The sequence below is a fragment of the Dietzia sp. 2505 genome (assembly GCF_040546785.1).
Classification (GTDB): domain Bacteria; phylum Actinomycetota; class Actinomycetes; order Mycobacteriales; family Mycobacteriaceae; genus Dietzia.
On the sequence record NZ_JBEPON010000003.1, the window covers coordinates 18,698 to 40,422 of the forward strand.

The window sequence follows — 21,725 nt, forward strand, 5'->3', positions numbered from 1 at the left end:
ACACGATGCCCTGCTCGGATAAGTGCCGGGACCAAACGCATACCGCAACAGAGGTAGGAATCTTGCACTTTCAGACGATTCTCAGCAGTCCCAACTGATCCCATCAAAACCGGCCCGAAATCCCAGAATCCCAAGATTTCGGCCCAGAATCCCAAGTTTCGCCTTGCGCGGCACCTACAACCCCCGCGCCATATCGACGAACCGCGAGTAGTGCAGCTGGTGCGCCACGGTGATGGTGGAGGTCGGACCACCGCGGTGCTTGCCCAGGATCAGGTCGGCCTCGCCGGCGCGGGGGTCGTCGCGCTCGGTGGAGTCGGGGCGGTGAAGCAGCATGACGATGTCGGCGTCCTGCTCGAGTGAGCCGGACTCGCGGAGGTCGGAGACCTGGGGGCGCTTGTCGGTGCGCTGCTCGGGGCCACGGTTCAGCTGGGAGATGGCGATCAACGGTACGTCGAGCTCCTTGGCCAGCAGCTTGAGCTGGCGGGAGAACTCGGAGACCTCCTGCTGACGGGACTCGACCTTCTTACCGCTGGACATCAGCTGCAGGTAGTCCACCACGATCAGCCGGAGGTCGTGCTTCTGCTTGAGCCGGCGGGCCTTGGCCCGGATCTCCATCATGGTGAGGTTGGGCGAGTCGTCGATGAACAGCGGGGCCTCGGAGATCTCACCCATCCGCCGGGCCATGCGGGTCCAGTCCTCGTCGCTCATCTTTCCGGACTTCATGTCGGAGAGCTTGACGCGTGCCTCGGCGCTCATCAGGCGCATGACGATCTCGGTCTTGCTCATCTCCAGGGAGAACAGCACGGAGGAGAGGCCGTTCTTGATCGAGCACGAACGCATGATGTCCAGGCCGATGGTGGAGTTGTGCGTGGGGATCCCGGTGGGGCCGGCCAGGTACAGGTGATCGTCGGCGGCGACCTCGATGCACCGGACCGGGACGCTCTGCGCGCCGCGGACGTCGATGATCAGGCGGTCGGGGCGCCCCGAACCGGCGTTCTCGGGCACCAGGATCCCGAAGTCGCTCACCAGCATCAGTGTCTCGAGCGACTTGGTGGTGACGGTCTGGTGGGTGCCGCCCATCTCGATCCGCCACTCGTGCTCGGCGTCCGCCACGATCTCCGCGCCGTCGTTGAACCGCAGGGTGTAGCAGGGACGGTCCTCCCATACCTCGGTCACGGCCACGACCTCGGTCGGCTGCCCGTCGGCGCCGAGCACCCTGTCGCCGACGCGCACCTTGCCCATGGTGGTCACGCCGCCCGGGGTCGGGAGCACGGTGTCCAGGGCCAGCGCCTTACCGACGCCGGGTCGGGCGGCGATGATGATCATCTGGCCGCCGTGGAGCCCGTTGGTCACGGCGTCGAGGTCGGCGAAGCCCGTGGGGACGCCATTGCTCAGCCCGCCGGCCGTGTGGATGGCGTCGATCTCGTCCATCGTGGGCTGCAGGAGCTCCTCGATGATCACGTAGTCCTCGGTGGTCCGGCGCTCGGTCACCTCGAAGATCTCGGCCTGCGCCCGGTCCACTACCTCGGCCACGTCGGCCCCCTCGGAGCCCGAATAACCGAACTGCACGATCCGCGTCCCCGCGTCGACCAGGCGGCGCAGGATCGCCTTCTCCGAGACGATCTGCGCGTAGTACCCCGCGTTGGCCGCCGTGGGCACCGTCGAGATGAGGGTGTGGAGGTACGTGGCCCCGCCGGCGCGCCGGAGGTCACCACGGCGGTCCAGCTCGGCGGCGACGGTGACGGCGTCCGCGGGCTCGCCACGGGCGTACAGGTCAAGGATCACGTCATAGACGGCCTGGTGCGACGGCTTGTAGAAGTCACCCGGCTGGATCTCCTCCACCACGTCCGCGATCGCGTCCTTGCTGAGGAGCATGCCGCCGAGCACCGACTGTTCCGCGGTGAGGTCCTGCGGAGGTGTACGGCCGAACTCGGAGCGTCCGCCTTCGTCAGGCGGAGGCGGCATCTCGTCGGATCCGTCGAATCCCCCCTGCGCCATGACCTCTCCTCTCCGCCTCACGCGTTCGGCACTCCCGAGTCGCCTCGCCTGCGCCGCGTAACCAGTTCACTGTAGGCCACCGGAGCGACACGCCCGGCAACTACCTTTCAAGTTATCCACAGGGTTATCCACAATCGTTGGTGGCCACCTGTGGACAACTGTGGATGAATCCCCGATTCGCAGGGCCGATGCCGGACCCGCTGTGGACAACCAGTGGACTACTTGGTCGTTTCTGAACAAAAGCGCTGGTCATCAGCCTCTTTGTCCATCATCCCGTCGGTGGAGAACCTCTCGTAGCACGCTCGGTTCGACGACGCAATAGATAACGAAAGATGAACAGTTTCGATATCGGAACCGACATCGTTGTATTTCGCAGTGGCGTTTATCCACAGGCGATCCACAACCCCGTCGTGCCCACGACGAGGGCCCCGGCCGTCGCGGACGACGACCGGGGCCCTACGTGGGAGATCAGGCGGGAACGACCTCGAACTCGACCTTGGCGGTCGTGTCATGCCCCAGTTCGACGACGACGCTCTGGGCGCCGGTCGACTTGATGTGGTCCTTGGGCATGTGGACGGCGCGCTTGTCGAGCGCCGGCCCCCCGGCGGACTTGATCGCGGAGGCGACGTCGCCCGCGGTGACCGAGCCGAACAGCTTGCCGGTGTCGGAGGTCTTGACCGCGACCTTGACGTCGGCGAGCGACTCGAGCTTCTGCTTGAGCTCGTTGGCGTGGTCCGAGTCGCGCACCTCACGGGCCTCCTGGACCCGCTTGATCGACTCGATCTGGCGCTCGGCGCCCGGGGTGGCCACGATGGCCAGCCCGCGCGGGAGCAGGAAGTTACGACCGTATCCGCCCTTGACCTCGACGATGTCGCCCGGCGCACCGAGCTTGTCGACGTCGGCGGTGAGGATCAGCTTCATGATCCGTCTACCTTTCTTTCCTCCGACGAGCCGACCGGGGCCGGACTCTCGCGAGGTCATGTCTCATGCTTATGGGGTGGGGCGCTTCGCGCGCCCCGAGGGAAAAGACCCTGGGATCAGAACGGGGGCTCGTCGTCCATGCCGCCGAAACCACCGGAACCGCCGGCCCGGGGAGCGCTGCCCCACGGATCGTCGTTCTGCTGGCCGCCGCCCTGGCCGCCACCGAAACCGCCCTGCGGCTGGCCGCCGGACTGGAATCCGCCGCCCTGTTGACCGCCGCCCTGCTGGCCACCACCCTGGAAACCGCCCCCGCCGCCCTCGCGGTTGGTGCGGGTCACCTTGGCCGTGGCGTACTTGAGCGACGGGCCGACCTCGTCGACCTCCACCTCGTACACCGTGCGCTTCTCGCCCTCACGGGTTTCGTACGACCGTTGGCGCAGGCGACCGGTGACGACGACGCGCATCCCCTTCTGCAGGGACTCCGCCACGTTCTCGGCGGCCTGGCGCCACACGTTGCAGGTGAGGAACAGGCCTTCGCCGTCCTCCCACTGGTTGGTCTGGGAGTTGAAGCGGCGCGGCGTCGAGGCGATCCGGAAATTCGCCACCGCGGCACCCGACGGCGTGAACCGCAGCTCGGGGTCCGCGACGATGTTCCCGACCACGGTGATGGGGGTGTCGCCCTGTGCCATGCGCTTGTCCTCCGTGTTGACGCTCAGGTGGTTGTGATCGGAGCTCGACCGACCACGCCCAGATTAGCGGGCGAGCCGGCGGGCCCGGGTCACTTGTCGGCGCGGAGCACCTTGGTGCGGAGCACGTTCTCGTTCAGACCGAGCTGACGATCCAGCTCCTTGACCGCGTCCGGCTCGGACTTGATCTGCACGACGGCGTAGATGCCCTCGGTCTGCTTGTTGATCTCGTAGGCAAAGCGGCGCTTTCCCCAGACATCGACCTTGTCGACCGAACCGCCCTCTTGCCGGATCACGTTGAGGAACGTGTCCAGCGACGGCGCCACGGTGCGCTCGTCGAGACTCGGATCGAGGATGACCATCACTTCGTATTGACGCATGGGACCTCATCACCTCCTGTGGACTACAGATTCGGCCACGGAATTTCCGTGGCAGGAGGGTCGTTGCGTCAGCAACCCGGTAAGGCTACCCCGCTTGAGCTCGGTGGACGAAATCCCTCAAACCGGATCGGGCCGCCTCAGCCGTGCCGCAGACCGATCGTCAGCGCCAGGACCACGGGCACCACGGTGAGGAAGAGGAACGCCGCCACGGTCCAGGAGATCCACACGGGCTGGCGCCACCCCGCGCGGTGCCCGCCGGCGGCGGTGACCATGCAGACGAATCCGACGAGGATGCACAGGAACATCCAGATCATCGCACTGGTGCTCATCCGGTGGTGCCCTCCCTCTGTCGGAGCCCGCGGGCCTCGTCGTCGTCGTGGTCGTGGTCGTCGTCGTGGCCGTGGTCGCCGTTCCCCCGGACGGTCGGCGGTCCGACCAGCGGTTCCCCGGGGTCGGCGAGGACCCCGGCCAGGGGGTCCGGCCCCTCGGGTGTGCCCTGGTGCGCCATCCGGACCAGGTCCAGGTGCGGCCGGTAGATCTCGCGGATCACCACCACGCAGATGGCCACGACCATCAGGTCGCGCACCAGGACGAGCGGATGGAACGTCTCCGGCCCGATGCCCTTGTTGGCCACCCCGTGGAAGTACGACATGTGGGCCACCCACAGCAGGGCGTCGAAGACCATCCACGGCACCAGCAGTCTGGCCCGGGGCACCGCGAGCACCGCCAGCGGGACCAGCCACAGCGAGTACTGCGGGCTCCACACCTTGTTGGTGAGCAGGAACACCGCCACGATGAGGAACGCCAGCTGGGCGATCCGCGGGGTGGTGGCGGCGGTGAGACCGATGACCAGCACGGCCACGCAGCCGAGGGCGAACAGGACCAGGGACACCATGTTGAGCGTGGCCGGGGCCTCGCCCGCGGCGCGGCCGGCGTCGAAGCCCTGCCAGCCCGTCAGGGTCTGCATGACGGCGTAGATGCTCTCCGGGTTGGCGGGGCGGTCCGAGTTGAGCCGGAAGAACTCCCGCCAGCCCTCCGGGAACGGGATCATGATCGGCAGGTTGACCGCCAACCACGCCGCCACCGCGGCCGCGGCCGCCTTGCCCAGGTCCACGAAGCGCCTGCGGCGGAGGGCCACCACGAGCAGGGCGCCGAACAGGAACAGCGGGTACAGCTTGGCCGCCACGCCGATCCCCAGGACGACCCCCGCCCAGACCGGCCTGCTGCGCGCCCACAGCAGGAGCGCCACGGACGCGAACGCGACCGCCATCAGGTCGTAGTTGGTGAAGGCCTGGAAGATGATCAGCGGACTGGCCGCCATGAGCAGCGTGTCCCACGGCCGACGCCCGGCCGACAGGTAGGTGGCCCACACGGCGATCATCCAGAGGAACGCCAGGATCACGCAGCCCAGGACGAAGTACTTGACCACCTCGATGGGACCGCCGGGGGCCACCGCGTGCCAGGCCTGGGCGGCCTGCGCGGTGACGTACTGGAACATCCCGGACACCACCGGGTACTCCATGTAGCGGGCACCGCCGTCGTCGCCCACCCACATGTACCGGTACGGCAGCTCACCGGCGTCCAGACCCTGCACCGCGTAGAGCGGGAGCGGGTCGGCGTAGCAGGCCTTGTAGTACTGCTGGCCGGTCCAGTTGAGCCCCGGCGCGGAGCCGTCGGTGGGGCTGGTGGTGACCAGGCACGCGGCCTTGGAGAAGAACCCGAGGGCCAGGAACAGCACCGCGAACATCATGATCACGCGCAGCGGCGTCCAGAACCGCTGCCGCCCTACGACCGCGTGCCGGCCCACCGGCCCGCCCCAGGCGTCCAGCACCGTCCTGGCGGCCCCGTCCCCGGGTCGCACCCGGTCCTGCGGGCCGAGCGATCGGAGATCCCTGTCGAGCGGCAGCGGGGAGAGGTGGCCGTTGCTCTGCACGACCACACCCTAGTGCACCGTATCCGGGTCAGGCCCCGCCGTCTCCGGCGTCGCCGCCGCCTCCCGTGCCTCCCCCGTCGCCTCCACCGGTGCCTCCGCCGTTCCCGCCCCCACCGGGTGCCGGGGCCGGCGCGGGAGCGGGAGCGGGGGCCGGTGCAGGAGCGGGCGCGGGCGCACCGGCTCCCGGGATCACGATCTCGGGCAGGCCCGGGACGTTGAGCGTGAGCGGACCCGGCGCCCCGGGAGCCGGAGCGGGCTCCGCCGGGGCGGGGGCGACGCTGGGCTGGGGAACCGCCTGCTGGGCACCCCCGGTCCCACCGGTGGTGCCGGTCCCCGTTCCGGAGGACTCCCACTGGGACACGCCGGCCTGTCCACCGATGTACCCGGGGGACGGGAAGCTCTCCCAGTCGGTGCCGGACAGCGCGCCGTCCATCGCCGACTTCCAGATGTCCGCGGGGAGCCCGGATCCGTACATCGTCCCGCCCCACGCGTTGAGCAGAGGCTGGTTGTCGTCGGTCCCCACCCACACCGCCGTGGCGATGGACGGGGTGTAACCCACGAACCAGGCGTCCTTGTTGTATCCGGTGTCACCGAGCTGGGTGGTGCCGGACTTGGCGGCCGAGGGGCGGCCGCCCGCCAGCGAGTGGCCGTTGGAGTAGGCGGCGATCGGCTCCATCGCGGAGGTGAGGTTGTTGGCCACGTCCGCCTCGACCACCCGCTCGCCCTCGGGGGCCGAGTTGTCCAGCAGGACCTCGCCGTCGGCCGTCTCGACCTTCTCGATGAAGTGGGTCGGCCGGTGGACGCCCTCGGCGGCGAAGGTGGCCAGGCCCGTGGCCATGTCGCGCACCCGGATCGGGTACTGACCCAGGATCAGGCCGTCGTAGGGGTCCTCGCCCTGCTCGGTGAGGGTCTCCCACGGCAGGCCGGGGATCTCCTTGGCGACGCCCGCGCGGTGCGCCATGTCCCGGACGTCGTTCGCCCCGTTGTCCAACATCCGCTGCAGGCGGATGAACGAGGTGTTGAGGGACATCTTGAGCGCCATCGCGACCGAGCACGACCCGCAGGACTGGCCGTCGACGTTGGTGACGGTGACGTTTCCGGTGGTCACGGGCGACGAGGAGATCTGGGTACCCAACCCGATCCCCTGCTCGAGGGCGGCGGCCACGCCGAAGATCTTGAAGGTGGAGCCGGTCTGCAGCGGGGCGTTGGCGTAGTCCCAGCCCTCTGCGTCCTCGCCGCCGTAGTAGCCGATCACGCCGCCCGTGCGCGGGTTGATGGAGACCACCGCGGTCCGGTTCTCCGGCCTCTCCCCCTGCATGTTGCTGCGGGCGGCCTCGACCACCGCCTCCTGGGTGGACGGGTCGATCGTCGTGGTGATCTTGAGCCCGCGGGTGTTGAGCATCTGCTCGTCCAGGCCGGCCATCGCCAGCTCCGCCAGCACCTGCCGACGGATCGCCCCGTTGGTGGGGTCGCCGACGTTCTGGTCCACCGCCTGGGGGTCCTCCACGACCTGGGGGAACACCGCCATGCCACGCTGCTGGGCGTCGATGGCGCCCATGTCCCGCATGCCGTCCATCACGTAGTTCCAGCGGCCCTCGGAGGCGGCGGCGTTGGTGAGCGGGTCCAGCGCGGACGGCGACTGGATGACGCCCGCGAGCAGCGCGCCCTCCTCCACGGTGAGGCTCTCCACCGGCTTGTTGAAGTAGGCGGTCGAGGCGGCGGCGATGCCGTAGGCGCCGCGGCCGAAGTAGATGGTGTTGAGGTAGGCCCCGAGGATCTGGTCCTTGGACCACTCGTTGGTCATCTTGGCCGCGATGATGATCTCTTTGGCCTTGCGCTCATAGGTGGGAGCGTCGCCGACCATGGTGTTCTTGACGTACTGCTGCGTGATCGTGGACCCGCCGCCGGCGCTCGACTCGCCGGTGACCTGCCCGATCACCGCGCGACCGATTCCCGTGGGGTCGTAGCCCTCGTTGGTGTAGAAGCTGCGGTCCTCCGCGGCGATGACGGCGTTGCGCACGTGCACGGGGATCGCGTCGACCTCAACCAGCGTGCGGTTGCCCTCCGGTGGGACGATGCGCCCGATCATGGTCGTACCGTCGTTGGTGTAGATCTCGGAGATCTGGTTGGTGGCCACGCTGCCGGGGCGGGGGACCTCGGTGCGGTTGTAGGTCACCCCGACGATCACCAGCGGGATCACCAACAGGACGACGACGACGAGGATCAGCGTCGTCCAGGCCGGGTGACGTCGGAACCAGCCGCGCCGGTGCGAGGAGTCGTCCCGATCCCCGTCAGATCTCCCACGCGTCCTGTCACTTTGCGACATCTTCTACCCTCCTGCGAGCAGCTCCGACCGGTACGGGCGACCCCCGCTGACGGTGCAATGCCGTCCATTGTGTACGAAATCGCGCTCCACTCGGAAGTCGGCGCACCCGGCGAGGGCGCTCAGCGGTGCCTGCGGAGCTCCCGCGCCGCCCGGCGCACGCGCCTGCCCTCACCGGAGGCGAGGCCCACCTCGTAGGACTCCACCAGGTGGTTCCACGAGCAGCTGCGACACACCTCCACCACGTGCACGGTGAACGCGTCATGGGTCAGTGCCAGCTGCTCGATCTCGTCCGCGCTCCGCGCCGATCCGGACGCCGCGCCCAGGTCGTCGCCGAACACCCAGGACACCTCGGTGAGGTTCTCCTTGCGACACACGGGACACACCGTCCCGGTCTCCACGCCGTGGAAACTCGCCGCACGCAGGAGATAGACGTCCGCGTCGCACACCTCGCGAAGTGCCGAGACACCCTCACGGAGATCGGCCAACACCCCACGACGCCGCAGGGCGAAGTCCACCACCCGTCGACGCCTGAGAGCGTCGCGGCCGGTGGGATCCTCCGGTCCCGGCGGGGGGCCGGGTCGCCGGGGGCGGAAGTCGGCGTGGTCCACGGGATCAGCCTACGACCCGCGCCGGACGCCTGTGCGACTCCGGGGCACGAGCACGGAGCACGAGTACCGGGGGGTCCGGGGAGCGTGTCTGTGTCGACCCGTCCGACCGATGTCACGGACGGGTATATCGGCGCGATACATCCGAAGGTGTACTCTCGGTGACCGTCGCGGAAACCCGCTGGCATGAGACGTCGAGGGGAGGGGGTGTTAGTGCTCGAACTGGCGATCCTGGGACTGCTCGACGAGCGGCCCATGCACGGCTACGAGCTGCGCAAGCGCCTGTCCGAGATGCTGGGCACCGTCCGGACCGTGTCCTTCGGTTCGCTCTACCCCACCCTGCGTCGCCTCCGGCAACAGGGAGACATCGTCGAGGACGCCACCGCGGCCACCGCCACGCGTCCGCCGGCCACCGCGCGACGCGGACGCAAGACCTACCGCATCACCGCCGGGGGCAAGGAGACGTTGGCCGCCCTGCTCGACGAGCCCGGGGCCGCGTCGTTCAACGACGACGGTTTCGGCGTCCACCTGGCCTTCTTCGACCGCACCCCCGGGCCCGCCCGGGTGCGGCTCCTGGAGGGCCGGCGGCGGGTCCTCGAGGAGCGGCGCGAGGGCCAACGGGACGCGGCCACACGGACCGGCCCGACCGAACTGCGCTACGCCCGGCAGCTCACCCTGCTCGGCCTCGAGACCAGTGAGCGCGAGCTGCGCTGGATCAACGAGCTCATCCAGACAGAGAACCCATCACAAGGAGAATCCCCATGACCGACAAGAAGGTGCGCGTCGCGATCGTCGGCGTCGGCAACTGCGCGTCCTCGCTCGTGCAGGGCGTCGAGTTCTACAAGGACGCGGCGATCGACCAGACCGTCCCCGGCCTCATGCACGTCAAGTTCGGCGACTACCACGTCCGCGACGTCGAGTTCGTCGCCGCGTTCGACGTCGACGGCAAGAAGGTCGGCATGGACCTCGCCGAGGCGATCAACGCTTCGGAGAACAACACCCTCAAGCTCTGCGACGTGCCGCCGACCGGCATCAGCGTCCAGCGCGGACCCACCCTCGACGGGCTGGGCAAGTACTACCGCCAGACCATCGAGGAGTCCGACGCCGAGCCCGTGGACATGGTCCGGGCTCTTCGGGACGCCGAGGTCGACGTGCTTGTCAGCTACCTGCCGGTGGGATCCGAGGAGGCGGACAAGTTCTACGCCCAGTGCTGCATCGACGCCGGCGTCGCCTTTGTCAACGCCCTGCCCGTCTTCATCGCCTCCGATCCCGAGTGGGCCGAGAAGTTCCGCTCCGCCGGCGTCCCGATCGTCGGTGACGACATCAAGTCGCAGGTCGGCGCCACCATCACGCACCGCGTGATGGCCAAGCTGTTCGAGGACCGCGGTGTCGCCCTGGACCGCACGTACCAGCTCAACGTGGGCGGCAACATGGACTTCAAGAACATGCTCGAGCGCGAACGCCTGGAGTCCAAGAAGGTCTCCAAGACCCAGGCCGTGACCTCCAACCTGGAGGGCTCCCTCGCCGGCAAGATCCACGACCGCAACGTGCACATCGGCCCCTCCGACTACGTGGAGTGGCTCGACGACCGCAAGTGGGCGTACGTTCGCCTCGAGGGACGCGCGTTCGGCGATGCTCCGATCAACCTCGAGTACAAGCTCGAGGTGTGGGACTCGCCCAACTCGGCCGGCATCATCATCGACGCCGTCCGGGCGGCCAAGATCGCCAAGGACCGCGGCATCGGCGGGCCGATCCTGCCTGCGTCGGCGTACCTCATGAAGTCCCCGCCGGAGCAGATGGCCGACGACAAGGCCCGCGCCGAGCTCGAGGCCTTCATCATCGGAGCCTGACCCCCGCCGGAAGAACAGGAACGCATGACCCACACCGCGACGAACCACCCGCTCTCCCCCACCGGGCGTCGCCGTGTCCCGGCCGTCATCGCACTCGCGATGGCGGCCGGGGTCGCGCTCGCCGCGTGTTCGGGGACGGAGGAGTCCGCAGCCCCCGCCTCGCCGACGACGCAGGCGGCCACCTCGTCGTCGTCGTCGACTCCCCCGTCCCCCTCGCCCGTGGCCGAGACCGCCGATCCCGTCTCCGCACCCACGGCGTCCGCGGCCCCCGCCGCACCGGCTCCGCCGGCATCCACCCAGCTTCCCGCCAACGTCGTGGGCGCCGGCGGACCCTGCCACCTTGTCGGCGAGCTGGCCCAGGCCGAGGACGGGTCGCCGCTGTTCTGCATGGAGGACCCGGGTGGGGCCGGCCCGCTGTGGCTGCCGCAGCCGGAGGGATCGGGGCCGGACGGCACCGGCCCGGCCCTGCTGGGCAAGCCCTGTATGCAGCAGGACATCGCGGTCACCGCCCCGGACGGCACCATCCTGACCTGCCGTCTGACCGGTGGCGGCGACGTCCCCGGCGGACTGTACTGGCAGCGTTAGGATCCCCGGTTCCGACCGGGTCCGAGCGCTAGCGGTTGCAGGGTGCCGGGTCCGTGGATTGACTGGTCTCCGTCCGCCCGACCCCTCACCGGAGGCCCCGATGACCCAGACACGGTTCGCCCATATCGAGGTCGACGACGGTGTCTACGCGCCGCAGGACGACTCGTGGCTCCTCTGTGAGACCCTGGACCAGCTCGATCTGGTCTCCGGCAAGCGGGTCCTCGACATCTGTACAGGTAGCGGGATCCTCGCCATCGAGACGGCACTGAAGGGTGCGCGGGAGGTCCTCGCCTTCGACATCTCCCCGGCCGCCGTCGCCTGCGCCACCCGCAACGCCGAGCGCGCAGGGGTGCGGGTGGACGCCCGCGTGGGGACTCTCGCCGACGCCCGCCGGGCCGGGCCGTTCGACGTGGTGGTGTCGAACCCGCCCTACGTCCCCTCCGACGCGCCCCTGCGCGGAACCGGCCCCAACCGGGCCTGGGACGCCGGCGCCAACGGGAGGGTGGTCCTGGACGAGCTGTGCGATCTGGCCCCGGACCTGGTGGCCCCCGGCGGCAGCATGCTCATCGTCCACTCGGAGTTCTCCGACCCGCCGCAGACCATCAGCAGACTCCAGAGCGCCGGGTTCGACGCCCGGCAGGTCGCCAGCCGGGTGGTCGAGTTCGGCCCCGTGATGCTCGCGTACGCCGAGCGACTCGAGGCGGCGGGCCTGCTCGAGCCCGGTCGACGGGTGGAGGAACTGGTGGTGGTCCGTGTCGACCGCGGGTGACCGCCAGGCGCGGGTCGTCCGCATAGTTCCCGGCGGCCCGATGCTGGTGGAGGGGCCTGTCGACCTAGTGACCGACGACGGCGCCCGCGTGTGCTCCGACCGGTTCATGGTGGCCGTATGCACGTGCCGGCGCAGCAAGAACTACCCGCTGTGCGACACCAGCCACCGGCGCAAGATCCGGGCCACCGATTCGGACTGACCCCACACACTGACCCCGATCCCCCGGAATTCGATACCCCTACTGCACTTCTGCGGGAATCCGGTAGCGGATCGGGCGTCAGCTCAGCAGCGAGGAGTCCCCTCGACCCCACGCGGCGAGCATCTCGCCCGCCGCCAGCTCGTCGAGGTAGTCCAGCGTGCGCATCCCGAACACCACGTCGGCCGCCAGCTGCGGCTCCCGGTTCACCAGATCTCCCACGACGTCGTGGCGCATCACCTGCTCGTGCACGGCATCGGCCTCCACGTGCTCGGCGTAGAAATGCACACACTCCTCCGGGGCCCCCATCCGCCGTAGACCTGCGACGAGCCGCGCCGATCCTGGGGACGAGGTGATCTCGATGGCGGCGAAGTGCCCGATCGCGGCGCCGCGCAGGGACCGGTGCAGCCCGAACAGCGACATCAGGTTGACCGTCGACAGCGTCGCCGCCGACACCCGGTCCAGGTATCCCAGGTAGGTGGGGTCCAACTCGGCGGCCCTCATGAGGTCGGCCCACAGCTGCTGGTGCACCCGCTCGCCGCGGCCACCGCCGAACTCGTCGAACTCCACGGCGACGAACGAGGCCTTGGCCTGCCCCTGCAGTCGGGGGATGGCGAACGCGTGGGGGTCGCCCTCCTTGAGGTGGTAGAGCGACCGGTGGGCGAAGTACTCGCGCAGCTGGTCCCAGGTCCCCTCGTCCTTGAAGTACCAGGACGGGCCGGTGCCGGAGGTCGCCTCCACGGACAGGGCGTCCATCTCCGCCACCGGATCGTCGCCGGGCTCGACGGCTCCCCGGAGGTGATCGAGGAACACCGACTCCAGTGCGCGCCGGAGCCGCAGGAGCTCGGGGTCCCACTCCAGGTCGGCGTCGACCCCGGCGAAGCCCCGGTAGTGGAGCTCGTAGAGCGTGTACAACGCGAGCTGCAGATCGCGGCCCAGCGGATCGGTGTCCTCCGGCACGCTCGGGAGACCAGTGGTCCGACCCGTCGCCAGCGCCGTGACCACAGCCTCCGAGATCGGCCCGCTCGCGGCGGGCAGGCTCGGAGCGGACACGGTCGGGGCGATCTCGGTCGGGGCGATCTCGGTCGGGACGGCAGTCATGCCCTTCTGTCTACCCGCGATCGCGGAGGTCCTCCACCGGCGCGAGGGGCGGCTCACCCCGTTCGGCCGCTCACCCCGTTCGGCCGCTCACCCCGCGGGTCGGCCCGTCCTCGCGAAGGCGTCGAAGATCCGGGCGCCGTGGGGCAGCGCGGCCTCGTCCAGGACGAACCCGGGGTGGTGCAGGTCGGTCTCCTCGGACTCGCCGTCCCACACCCCCAGCCGAAGGTAGACGCCGGGGATCTCCTCGGTGTACCAGGCGAAGTCCTCGCCGCCGCTGGACTGAACGGCGGTGCCCACCCCGTCCGGGCCGAGCACCTGCTCGACGGCCGACGCGGCCAGGTCCGCACAGGTGTCGTCGTTGACGACCGGCGGCACGCCCTGGACGTAGTCCACCTCGGCGCGGACCCCGTACGTCGCGGCGATCGACTCGACGGCCTCGCGGACGACGGGCTCCGCCGTGGCCCAGACGTCGCGGTCGGCGCTGCGCAGCGTGCCCCACAGCTGGCCCGAGTCGGGGATGACGTTAGGTGCGGTCCCCCCGGCCCTGACCGAGGCCCAGGTCAGGACGGTGCCCGAGCGCGGGTCGATCGTCCGGTCCACCACGGCGGTCACCCCCGTGACGATCTGCGCCAGGGCGAAGACCGTGTCCTGGGTCTCGTGCGGCCGGGCGGTGTGCCCGCCGTCCGAGTGGACCGTGATGCCGATCTTGGCGTTGGACGACGTGATGGCGCCACCGGTGACGCCCACCTCGCCGACGCGGCGGTGCGGGTCGCAGTGCAACGCGAGGATGCGGTCCACGCCCTCCACCACGCCCTCCTCGACGCAGTCCTTGGCGCCGCCCGGCATGGTCTCCTCCGCCGGCTGGAAGATCAGGCGCACGGGGCGCGGCGGCGGGTCGGCGACCAGCAGCTCGGCCGCGCCCAGGAGCATGGCGGTGTGGCCGTCGTGGCCGCACGTGTGGGCGACTCCGTCGACCTCCGAGGCGAAGGACTCGCCGGAGTCCTCGCCCATGGCCAGCGCGTCGATGTCCGCGCGCAGGGCCACGACGTCCGTGGCGGTGGCGCCGTCGGCGGCCGGGACGTCGCACCACAGGCCGGTGCCGATCCGGAACCGCGTCGGCTCCAGCCCCATCGAACGGAGCTCACCCTCGATGTAGTCGGTGGTCTCGGTCTCCTCGTAGGACAACTCGGGGTGGGCGTGGATATGGCGCCGCCACCCGATCAGTCGTCCCTCGAACCCGTTCGCGTCGCCGGGTTCACTCTTCTTGCGTCCGAACACCGAACACCTCCTGACAGAATTCGACCACCCGGTCTCCGAGCAGCTGCCTGTTGGCCAGTTTCACGAACTCGTGACCCTCGTCCTCGAAGAGCAGCACGTCCACCGGTACACCGCGGCGACGCAACGCCTCCACGGCCTGCTCCGTCTCGCTGAGCGGCACATTGGTGTCGTGTGCCCCGTGGACGAAGAGCACGGGGACGTCGACATGGTGATACAGATGTAGCGGCGAGGCCTCCCTGAGCAGCTCACGCTCCTGCAGCGGGTTCCCGTACTTGGGGTACGCGGCGGCGGCGATCCACGGCTCGGTGGTGCGATAGAAGGTCTGGAGATCGCTCATCCCGCACGCGGCGATGCCCCCGCGCCACCTCCCGGGATGACGGACCAGGGTCGCGTTGACCAGGTACCCGCCGTACGAGCGGCCAGAGACCACGGCCCGGTCGGGGTCGGCGATCCCCTCCTCGACCAGGTGCAACAGCGCGTCCTCGACGTCGTCGATCCCCGCGAAGCGCCCGTAGCGATCGTCGGCGTGGCTGAAGAAGCGGCCGGACCCCGTCGAACCGCGCACGTTGGGCGCGAAGTAGGTCACGCCGATGTCGAGGTACCGGCGGGCGAGGTCGTTGTACCCCGGCCGGGACTGCCCCTCGGGACCACCGTGGAGGTGCACGACCGTGGGCGTCGGTTCCTCGGCGGGGTCTGCGCGGTACAGCCACCCCGACAGCTCCAGCCCGTCACGGGCAGTGAAGTGGACCAGCACCGGGGCCGGATCCGGTTGCCGCGGCGGCTCTCCCGTCCACCTCCGTCGCTCGACGTCGTACATGACGATGCGCGGCGGCTGGTCGAGGCTCTGCACGGTGAGTGCGAGCAACCGGCCGTCTGCCGTGAGAGTGGGGGCGGACGCGACCACCTCCGGCAGCGGGGGACGGGCGATGGTCCGGGGACGACTCTTCCGCAGATCCAGCACCTCGATCTCGGACAGTCCGCCCCGCACGTTCCACAGCAGTACCGCCGTCGAACGGTCCAGGCTCACCTCCACCCGGTCGAGGTCGGCATCCTCCCGGTAGGCCACCGTCCAGGACTCGGTGCTCTCCTCGTCCGCCTCCACGGCGAGCAGGCCCATGCGCTCCGCGGAGTGGTCGCTGCGCACGAGCATCTTCATCGGCCGGTTCTCACCCCCGGCGTCGAGGATCACGCCGGCATCCGTGGTGGACCCGGTGTCGACCGGCAGCAGCGGCCACCACCGGCCGTCCGGGACGATGCGGAGCAACTCGCGGTGACCGCGTGCGCCCACCCGGAACAGGGCGGCCCCGTCGCGGGCGTGGACGAGCGCGCCGCCCATCCGGCGGTCGACCACCGTGCTCTCGCCCGTCTCCGGGTCCACCAGCCTCCCCTCGGCGAGTCCCTCGGAGTCGAAGGCGGTCAGGGCCAGCAGGTCGCCGTCCCAGCAGACGATCTGCTCGGTGGCGTCGTGGTGGGTGTCGATCGGATAGACGTCCCTGTCCGCGGGGTCGGTCGTGACCAGCCAGATCCTCTCGCGCTCACCACCGTCGGGTGCCACCTCGCAGGCCAGCCACCTGCCGTTGGGCGAGTAGGCGACTCGACGGACGGGGCCGTTGACGGGCAGCACGACATCGCGCTCGGGCCCGGCGCCGTCGAGGCCCCCCAGCCCCAGTGGCCGCTGCACCGCGCGCGGGTATCCGGTGCGCTCGGTGACCACGCAGGCCAGCATCGACCCGTCAGGGGACAGGCACGGCGAGGTGGTGTGCCTGATCTCCCCCGGCCCCCCAGCGGCGTCGTCGGGCGGGCCGGCGACGTCCAGGGACTCGGCCTCCTCGGTGATCTCGGTCGTGTCATGCACGGTGGATCCAGGTGTCCTTTCCCCCGCCCCCGCTCGAGGCGTTGACGACCATCGTGCCCGCCGGAGCCACTCGTGTCAGTGCGACGGGCGGGGCGGAGGCGAGGATCTCGCCCGAGGCCCCGGGTCGGAGCATGACGAACGCCCGCATGTCGACGTGCCGGCGCTGCAGTTCGTGCCCGTCGAACGTCGGCAGGGTGGACAGGGCCTGGACCTCCTGGGCGACGAATCGCTCCCCGTGCCGCCGCAACTCGTCGCGGCGCTCGTCGAGCTCGCGGGGTGAGCACTCGGGGCCGACGGTGATGCCGGAGCCGCCGTACCCGTCGATCGGCTTGACCACGAGTTCCCCGAGCCGGTCGAGGACCTGCTTCCGCTGCTCGGGGTCGGAGCAGAGGTAGGTGTCCACCTGGCCGATGAGGGGCTTCTCGCCGAGGTAGAAGTCGATGATCTGCGGCACTCGCGCGTAGATCGCCTTGTCGTCCGCCGCGCCGTTGCCGGGCGCGTTGACCACGGCCACCCCGCCCTCCGCCATCGCGCCGAGCAGACCACGCCGCAGAACGGATCCGTCGGCCCCCTCGGAGGACAGCAGCATCTCCTCGTCCATACGGACGTAGAGCACGTCGACCGGGACGCGCTCGCCGCCGTCGACACGCCACAGTCGACTGTCCTCGACCACCAGGTGATCGGGGGTGACGATCGGGCCGCCGATCGCCTCGGCGGCCTGGTTGAGGTCAAAGGCCTCCCGCTCGTCCTCGGCGATCACCACCGCGATCGCGGGATCGTCGACGCCGTCCGGGGCGGCGGCGTGCAGCGTCTGCGTCAGCATGTCCAGGCCGACCCGGGGATCGTGGATCTCCGAACGTGCGCCGAACTCGGGGAAGCCCTCGCTGATCCGGTCGCGCAACGCGACCGCCATGGCCAGCCCGCCCGCCATCCGCAGGTTGTCCTCAAGGACGACCCACTCGCCCGGCGCGGTGGAGACGAGGTCGACCCCGCACACCGGGGCGTGCAGCGCCCCCGCCGGGACCGACCGGCCGGTGGGGCGGAAACCCGGTGCCCGCTCGAGGGCCTCGGCGGGGACCACGCCGGCGCGGGTGATCTCGCCGGGGCCGTAGATGTCCCGGAGGAACAGCTCCATCGCGCGTGCACGCTGTTCGATCCCCGCCGAGATCCGCGCCCACTGGTCTGCCGGGATGATCCGCGGGACCGCGTCGAGGGGGAACACCTGCGGCTCGTCCCTGCCGTAGACCTTGAGCGTCACCCCGAGGTCGCGGAGACTGTCGTCGACCTCGCCCTTGCGCTCGCACAGCGTGTCGGGGCCCAGGTCAGAGACGGCCTTGAGCACGTCCACGTACTCCGGCCGCGGCACACCGTCCTCGGTGATCGCCTCGTCGTGCACCTCCTCGGTGACGGCCTCACCCAGCGGCGAGTAGGAGGCGAGCATCGACCGCATGTCGCGGTCGTCCGCCACGTCGCGGGGCCGGATCCGGTCGACGGTCTCCGCCAGCAGCACGGACACGACGTCCCCGCGCCTCCCGCGACGGCGGTGGGCCGCGCGTTGGCGGGCCGCCGAGGTGCCCGCCCCGCGGATGCCGTCGAGGAGATCGTGGACCAGCTCGAGTTCGCCGCTGGCGCGGAGCTGATCGGTCAGCCCCTCCACCATGTCGTTCACCAGCTCGGACGCGGGTCGCGGGCGTCCGTTGGTCATGTCCACCAGATCGCCTTCCATCCCGGATCGGGCCGCCCGCCAGAACGCCGCGTCGAGGACGGTGGGCGAGGGGTCCACCCAGTCGCCGTCGGCGTCCCGCCCGGAGAGGATGCGGTCGACCGTGGCGCGGAACAGGGCGGCGACGACGACGAGGGTGTCCACAGTGCTACACGAGTCACAGACCCCCAGTTCCACCCCTCTGCCGTCCCGGGTCGGGCGGAGGTCGATGTCGATCGACTCCCGGTCCACCACCACGCCGGTGCCGAGTAGTTCGTCCTCCGCCGACTGCACCCCGTCCGCCGTGTCGGTGGGGATCACCGTGAAGTGCGCGGGAGACCACCTCGCCTCGAACGTCCGCGTGGAGGCGTACCCGGAGTCCCCGCCGTCGGCCCAGTAGGGGGAGCTGGCGGCCATGGCCAGCAGCACGGGGGCCACGGCGACCGCGCGCCGCGCGACGTACTGCGCCTCGTCGGCGTCGGCGACCTCCACCACCACGCGGAACCTCGCCGCCGCCCGGGTCTGGGACTCGCGACCGGGCGCGGGGTGGGGTTCCTCGGGGGTGGGGTCGAACTCGACCCCCGGGGACGCGAGCGAACCCGCCGCGACCACCCCGGTGCGGATCCCGCCACCGGCCCTGGCCAGCTGCGACCGGGTCAGTCGGAGTGCCTCGGCGAGCTCGGCGAGTCCGGTGTGGGCGCCGACGTCCGAGACCACGATCGCACCGTGGCGGGCGGAGGCCGCGTGGGCGTCGGTGGCGTCGCCGGCCGCGCCACCGCTCTCCCCACCGGCGGCCTCGAGCACCTGGGGGGCACGCCGTACCGGTCGTCGGGTCCGCAGATCGACGAGGTGGAGTTCCTCTTCGATCCTGATCCATCGCTGTCCATCGGTCATCGGAGACACGGTAGGGGAACCGGTCGGGGTCCGCACCCGCGGCGGGGGGCGCCCGGGGTCAGCGCATGATCCACGTGTCCTTGCCGCCGCCCCCGCGGGAGGAGTTGACGATCAGCGACCCGGCGGGGGCCACCCGGGTGAGGCCGGCCGGGACCGCGTGGGCCGTCGTCCGGCCCCCCTCGCGCCTCAGGTGGGCGAACGCGCGCAGGTCGACGTGCCGCCTCTGCATGCGGGTGCCGTCGAAGGTCGGGAGCGTCGACAGGGCCACCACCTCCTGGGCGATGAAGCCCTCGGGACGGGTGAGCAGCTCCTCGCGTCGTGCGGCCAACTCGGCCTCGGAGCACTCGGGCCCGATGGTGATCCCCAGGCCGCCGTACCCGTCGATCGGCTTGACCACCAGCTCCCCCAGCCGGTCAAGCACGAGGTCACGCTGGGTGCGGTCCGCGCACAGGTAGGTCGGCACCTGCTCGAGGACCGGGGCCTCCCCCAGGTAGAAGTCGATCATCGCGGGCACGGAGGCGTACACGGCCTTGTCGTCCGCCACCCCGTTCCCGAGGGCGTTGGCCACCGTCAGCCGCCCCCCGGCGAGGGCGTCCAGCAGCCCGTCCCGCAGCGGCTCGCCGTCGAGCCCGGGGGAGCTGAGCAGCATGTCCTCGTCGATCCGCGCGTACACCACGTCGACGCGCTGGAGCCCGTCGCGGGTCCTGCGGTGCAGGATCCCGTCCCGGAAGACAACCTCGTCGGGAGTGACGAGTGGCAGACCGGTCCGGTCGGCGATGAGGCGGTGCTCGAACCACGCCGAGTCCGCCGAACCGGAGGACATCACCACGACGTTCGGGGTGTCGCCCGCCGCCGGCGGCGCCGCGGCCACGAGGGTCTCCCGGATCATGGGGAAGGCCTGGTCGGGCGAGTGGAGGTCGAACTCGTCGACCAGGTCGCCGAACAACGCCGATGTCATCTCGCGGTGGGCGGAGGAGAAGGCGACACCGGACGGCACGCGGACGTTGTCCTCGAGGACCAACCACCGACCGTCGTCCGCGCACACCAGGTCGATCCCGCAGATGTGCGCCCGGATCCGGTCCGCGCCCAGCGCGCGCCCGGTGCTCCCGCGGAACCCCGGTGCCCGATCGAGGGCCTCGGGGGCGAGGTGCCCGGAGGCGAGGAACTCCTGCTCGCCGTAGACGTCGTCCAGGAACGCGTCGAGGGCGCGGGCGCGCTGCTCGATCCCCGCCGCGAGCCTCCCCCAGGTCTCCGAGGTGATGATCCGGGGGACGAAGTCCATCGGGAACGCGTGGGGTCGTTCCTGACCCGTGACCCGGAACGTGACCCCGGCGACCGAGGCCTCCTGCTCGGCCCGCACCTGCCGCGCCCGGAGCCTGACGGTCCCGATCTGCTGCAGCGCCGTCAGGACGGGGTCGTACTGCGCCCGCGGCCGCCCACCGGCCTCGACCGCCTCGTCCCAACTCGGGTCCTCTTCCAGGCCCTCGATCGGCAGGTAGACACCGAACAGTCGCGAGTGCGCGTCCGGCACGGGCGAACGGGAGCCGCTGGTGCCGCCGGTCTCCACCACCAGCAGGTCCACGACGTCCTGGACGTGGGCCCGGCGGCGCAGGGTCTGCCGCTGACGGAACGAGCTGCTGCCGTTGTAGAGCGCGTCGTCGACCAGCGCGCGCACCGTGTCCAGGTCCCCCGTGCCCGACAACTGCTCGGCCAGGGAGTCGACCAGGTCGGTGATGACGTCGGCCGCCGGACGGGGCCGGAAGGTGACCGGGTCCACCAGGGCGCCCTCGAGACCGGACCGGGCGGCTCGCCACAACGCGGCCCGGAGCCTGGTCTCCACGGGTGCGGACGGTTCCGCACCCCGCGCCAGGGCCGCGGCCTCGCGCTCGACCAGCGCGCGGAACAGGGTGGCCACCAGCGCCGTTGCATCGGCGGAGGGGCACGCGTCGCACACCAGGATCTCCACCGACCGCCCGTCCGCGCCGGGTTGGATCCCGAAGCCCACCATCGAGGCGTCGGCGATCACCCCGCTGCCGACGAGGTCGTCGACGAGTGCGTGGTAGTCCTGCGCCGAGCACACGCCCGCCACCGGCGCGGTGGTCGGCCACTGGGACGCGGCGACCGAGCGGCAGCTGGCGTACCCGGAGTCCGATCCGTCGCGGAGGAACGGCGAGCTCGCGGTGAGCGCCAGGAAGACCGGGAGGTGTGGGGCGATCCGGCACGCCAGGGCGACCGCCTCGTCGGTGTCCACGGCGTCCACCCGGATCCGGGTACCGCAGTAGATCTGACCCCGGGCCAGGAATTCGTAGTCCGCCAGCAGCCGGCGCATCCGCAGGCTCTCGTCGACCAGCGCCGATCCCGGGGGGACCAGCGGGACCGCTCCCGCGGCCGCCACCGTGAGGCCGCGGCTCTCGCCCACCCGGCGCATCTCCTCGCGCACCTCGTGGATCCCGGAGCGCAGGCCCGACGCCGTGTGGGCCGGACGGGTGCGCGTCCGGATCACACAGTTGCGGACCTCCTCGGCCGCGACGTCCCCGGACCGGTGGGCCAGCAGCTCAGACGCCCTGGGCGTGAGCTCCCGACTCTCGGAGTCGAGGACCTGGAGGTCCTCCTCGATCACCGCTGACCTGAACTGGGCTTCCATGA

At 70.6% G+C, this 21,725-nt stretch carries 18 protein-coding genes; 5 read left to right on the forward strand and 13 right to left on the reverse strand.

Annotation, left to right across the window (positions count from 1 at the left end; translation table 11 throughout):
• Positions 1 to 174: 174 nt before the first annotated feature.
• The 8 genes from dnaB to ABIE38_RS06990 all read right to left on the reverse strand — a co-directional run bounded on the left by dnaB (position 175) and on the right by ABIE38_RS06990 (position 8,762).
• Positions 175 to 1,998 (reverse strand): replicative DNA helicase, encoded by a 1,824-nt coding sequence (gene dnaB / locus ABIE38_RS06955; RefSeq protein ID WP_502914739.1) that lies wholly within the window; start codon positions 1,996 to 1,998, stop codon positions 175 to 177.
• A 468-nt stretch (positions 1,999 to 2,466) separates the two neighbouring features.
• The gene (gene rplI, locus ABIE38_RS06960; RefSeq protein ID WP_354054837.1) at positions 2,467 to 2,919 is read right to left on the reverse strand and encodes a 50S ribosomal protein L9; all 453 of its coding nucleotides are present in this window, start codon (positions 2,917 to 2,919) and stop codon (positions 2,467 to 2,469) included.
• A 116-nt stretch (positions 2,920 to 3,035) separates the two neighbouring features.
• On the reverse strand, positions 3,036 to 3,608 hold the full coding sequence (locus ABIE38_RS06965) for a single-stranded DNA-binding protein (RefSeq protein WP_179523917.1): 573 nt from the start codon (positions 3,606 to 3,608) through the stop codon (positions 3,036 to 3,038).
• Positions 3,609 to 3,697: 89 nt separating this feature from the next.
• Entirely contained in the window at positions 3,698 to 3,985 is a 288-nt protein-coding gene (rpsF, locus tag ABIE38_RS06970) for a 30S ribosomal protein S6 (protein WP_107747067.1), read from the reverse strand.
• 137 nt (positions 3,986 to 4,122) lie between these two features.
• Positions 4,123 to 4,314 (reverse strand): hypothetical protein, encoded by a 192-nt coding sequence (locus tag ABIE38_RS06975; protein ID WP_182609865.1) that lies wholly within the window; start codon positions 4,312 to 4,314, stop codon positions 4,123 to 4,125.
• Positions 4,311 to 5,918, reverse strand: a complete 1,608-nt coding sequence (locus ABIE38_RS06980; RefSeq protein ID WP_354054839.1) for a glycosyltransferase family 87 protein — start codon at positions 5,916 to 5,918, stop codon at positions 4,311 to 4,313. The genes ABIE38_RS06975 and ABIE38_RS06980 overlap by 4 nt, the downstream gene beginning before the upstream one ends.
• 28 nt (positions 5,919 to 5,946) lie before the next feature.
• Entirely contained in the window at positions 5,947 to 8,244 is a 2,298-nt protein-coding gene (locus tag ABIE38_RS06985; RefSeq protein WP_354054841.1) for a transglycosylase domain-containing protein, read from the reverse strand.
• A gap of 119 nt (positions 8,245 to 8,363) precedes the next feature.
• Positions 8,364 to 8,762, reverse strand: coding sequence for a DUF5318 family protein (locus tag ABIE38_RS06990; RefSeq protein WP_179526059.1), 399 nt, complete (start codon positions 8,760 to 8,762; stop codon positions 8,364 to 8,366).
• A 300-nt stretch (positions 8,763 to 9,062) separates the two neighbouring features.
• Here ABIE38_RS06990 and ABIE38_RS06995 point away from each other — a divergent pair, with 300 nt between their 5' ends.
• The 5 genes from ABIE38_RS06995 to ABIE38_RS07015 all read left to right on the forward strand — a co-directional run bounded on the left by ABIE38_RS06995 (position 9,063) and on the right by ABIE38_RS07015 (position 12,252).
• Complete coding sequence (locus tag ABIE38_RS06995; protein WP_179526060.1) at positions 9,063 to 9,614, forward strand: PadR family transcriptional regulator; 552 nt, start codon at positions 9,063 to 9,065, stop codon at positions 9,612 to 9,614.
• Positions 9,611 to 10,699: an inositol-3-phosphate synthase gene (locus ABIE38_RS07000; protein ID WP_354054843.1), complete on the forward strand. Its 1,089-nt coding sequence runs from the start codon at positions 9,611 to 9,613 to the stop codon at positions 10,697 to 10,699. The genes ABIE38_RS06995 and ABIE38_RS07000 overlap by 4 nt, the downstream gene beginning before the upstream one ends.
• A 24-nt stretch (positions 10,700 to 10,723) precedes the next feature.
• Complete coding sequence (locus ABIE38_RS07005) at positions 10,724 to 11,284, forward strand: hypothetical protein (protein WP_354054845.1); 561 nt, start codon at positions 10,724 to 10,726, stop codon at positions 11,282 to 11,284.
• Between the two features lie 100 nt (positions 11,285 to 11,384).
• A complete protein-coding gene (locus ABIE38_RS07010) occupies positions 11,385 to 12,053 on the forward strand; it encodes a HemK2/MTQ2 family protein methyltransferase (protein ID WP_354054847.1) in 669 nt (222 codons plus the stop codon).
• A 40-nt stretch (positions 12,054 to 12,093) separates the two neighbouring features.
• The gene (locus tag ABIE38_RS07015) at positions 12,094 to 12,252 is read left to right on the forward strand and encodes a CDGSH iron-sulfur domain-containing protein (RefSeq protein ID WP_502914748.1); all 159 of its coding nucleotides are present in this window, start codon (positions 12,094 to 12,096) and stop codon (positions 12,250 to 12,252) included.
• Positions 12,253 to 12,330: 78 nt separating this feature from the next.
• Here the strand turns inward: ABIE38_RS07015 and ABIE38_RS07020 are convergent, their stop codons facing one another.
• From ABIE38_RS07020 to ABIE38_RS07040, 5 genes are all read right to left on the reverse strand, one after another.
• Positions 12,331 to 13,350, reverse strand: a complete 1,020-nt coding sequence (locus tag ABIE38_RS07020; protein WP_354054850.1) for an iron-containing redox enzyme family protein — start codon at positions 13,348 to 13,350, stop codon at positions 12,331 to 12,333.
• Positions 13,351 to 13,437: 87 nt separating this feature from the next.
• Positions 13,438 to 14,628, reverse strand: coding sequence for a M20 family metallopeptidase (locus ABIE38_RS07025; protein WP_354054851.1), 1,191 nt, complete (start codon positions 14,626 to 14,628; stop codon positions 13,438 to 13,440).
• Positions 14,606 to 16,483 carry an alpha/beta hydrolase family protein gene (locus ABIE38_RS07030; protein WP_354054853.1) on the reverse strand — a complete coding sequence of 626 codons (1,878 nt, stop codon included), beginning with the start codon at positions 16,481 to 16,483 and terminating at the stop codon, positions 14,606 to 14,608. Before ABIE38_RS07030 ends, ABIE38_RS07025 begins: the two co-directional genes overlap by 23 nt.
• Positions 16,476 to 19,079, reverse strand: coding sequence for a glutamate-cysteine ligase family protein (locus ABIE38_RS07035; protein ID WP_354054855.1), 2,604 nt, complete (start codon positions 19,077 to 19,079; stop codon positions 16,476 to 16,478). The genes ABIE38_RS07030 and ABIE38_RS07035 overlap by 8 nt, the downstream gene beginning before the upstream one ends.
• Before the next feature lie 58 nt (positions 19,080 to 19,137).
• Positions 19,138 to 21,723 carry a glutamate-cysteine ligase family protein gene (locus tag ABIE38_RS07040; RefSeq protein ID WP_354054857.1) on the reverse strand — a complete coding sequence of 862 codons (2,586 nt, stop codon included), beginning with the start codon at positions 21,721 to 21,723 and terminating at the stop codon, positions 19,138 to 19,140.
• Positions 21,724 to 21,725 lie beyond the last annotated feature (2 nt).

What these genes read in the sequence shown, in the direction of transcription:
- dnaB (WP_502914739.1), bottom strand. Translation starts at nt 1,998, where the DNA reads ATGGCGCAGGGGGGATTCGACGGATCCGACGAGATGCCGCCTCCGCCT.
- rplI (WP_354054837.1), bottom strand. Translation starts at nt 2,919, where the DNA reads ATGAAGCTGATCCTCACCGCCGACGTCGACAAGCTCGGTGCGCCGGGC.
- ABIE38_RS06965 (WP_179523917.1), bottom strand. Translation starts at nt 3,608, where the DNA reads ATGGCACAGGGCGACACCCCCATCACCGTGGTCGGGAACATCGTCGCG.
- rpsF (WP_107747067.1), bottom strand. Translation starts at nt 3,985, where the DNA reads ATGCGTCAATACGAAGTGATGGTCATCCTCGATCCGAGTCTCGACGAG.
- ABIE38_RS06975 (WP_182609865.1), bottom strand. Translation starts at nt 4,314, where the DNA reads ATGAGCACCAGTGCGATGATCTGGATGTTCCTGTGCATCCTCGTCGGA.
- ABIE38_RS06985 (WP_354054841.1), bottom strand. Translation starts at nt 8,244, where the DNA reads ATGTCGCAAAGTGACAGGACGCGTGGGAGATCTGACGGGGATCGGGAC.
- ABIE38_RS07000 (WP_354054843.1), top strand. Translation starts at nt 9,611, where the DNA reads ATGACCGACAAGAAGGTGCGCGTCGCGATCGTCGGCGTCGGCAACTGC.
- ABIE38_RS07005 (WP_354054845.1), top strand. Translation starts at nt 10,724, where the DNA reads ATGACCCACACCGCGACGAACCACCCGCTCTCCCCCACCGGGCGTCGC.
- ABIE38_RS07010 (WP_354054847.1), top strand. Translation starts at nt 11,385, where the DNA reads ATGACCCAGACACGGTTCGCCCATATCGAGGTCGACGACGGTGTCTAC.
- ABIE38_RS07015 (WP_502914748.1), top strand. Translation starts at nt 12,094, where the DNA reads ATGCTGGTGGAGGGGCCTGTCGACCTAGTGACCGACGACGGCGCCCGC.
- ABIE38_RS07020 (WP_354054850.1), bottom strand. Translation starts at nt 13,350, where the DNA reads ATGACTGCCGTCCCGACCGAGATCGCCCCGACCGAGATCGCCCCGACC.
- ABIE38_RS07035 (WP_354054855.1), bottom strand. Translation starts at nt 19,079, where the DNA reads ATGACCGATGGACAGCGATGGATCAGGATCGAAGAGGAACTCCACCTC.
- ABIE38_RS07040 (WP_354054857.1), bottom strand. Translation starts at nt 21,723, where the DNA reads ATGGAAGCCCAGTTCAGGTCAGCGGTGATCGAGGAGGACCTCCAGGTC.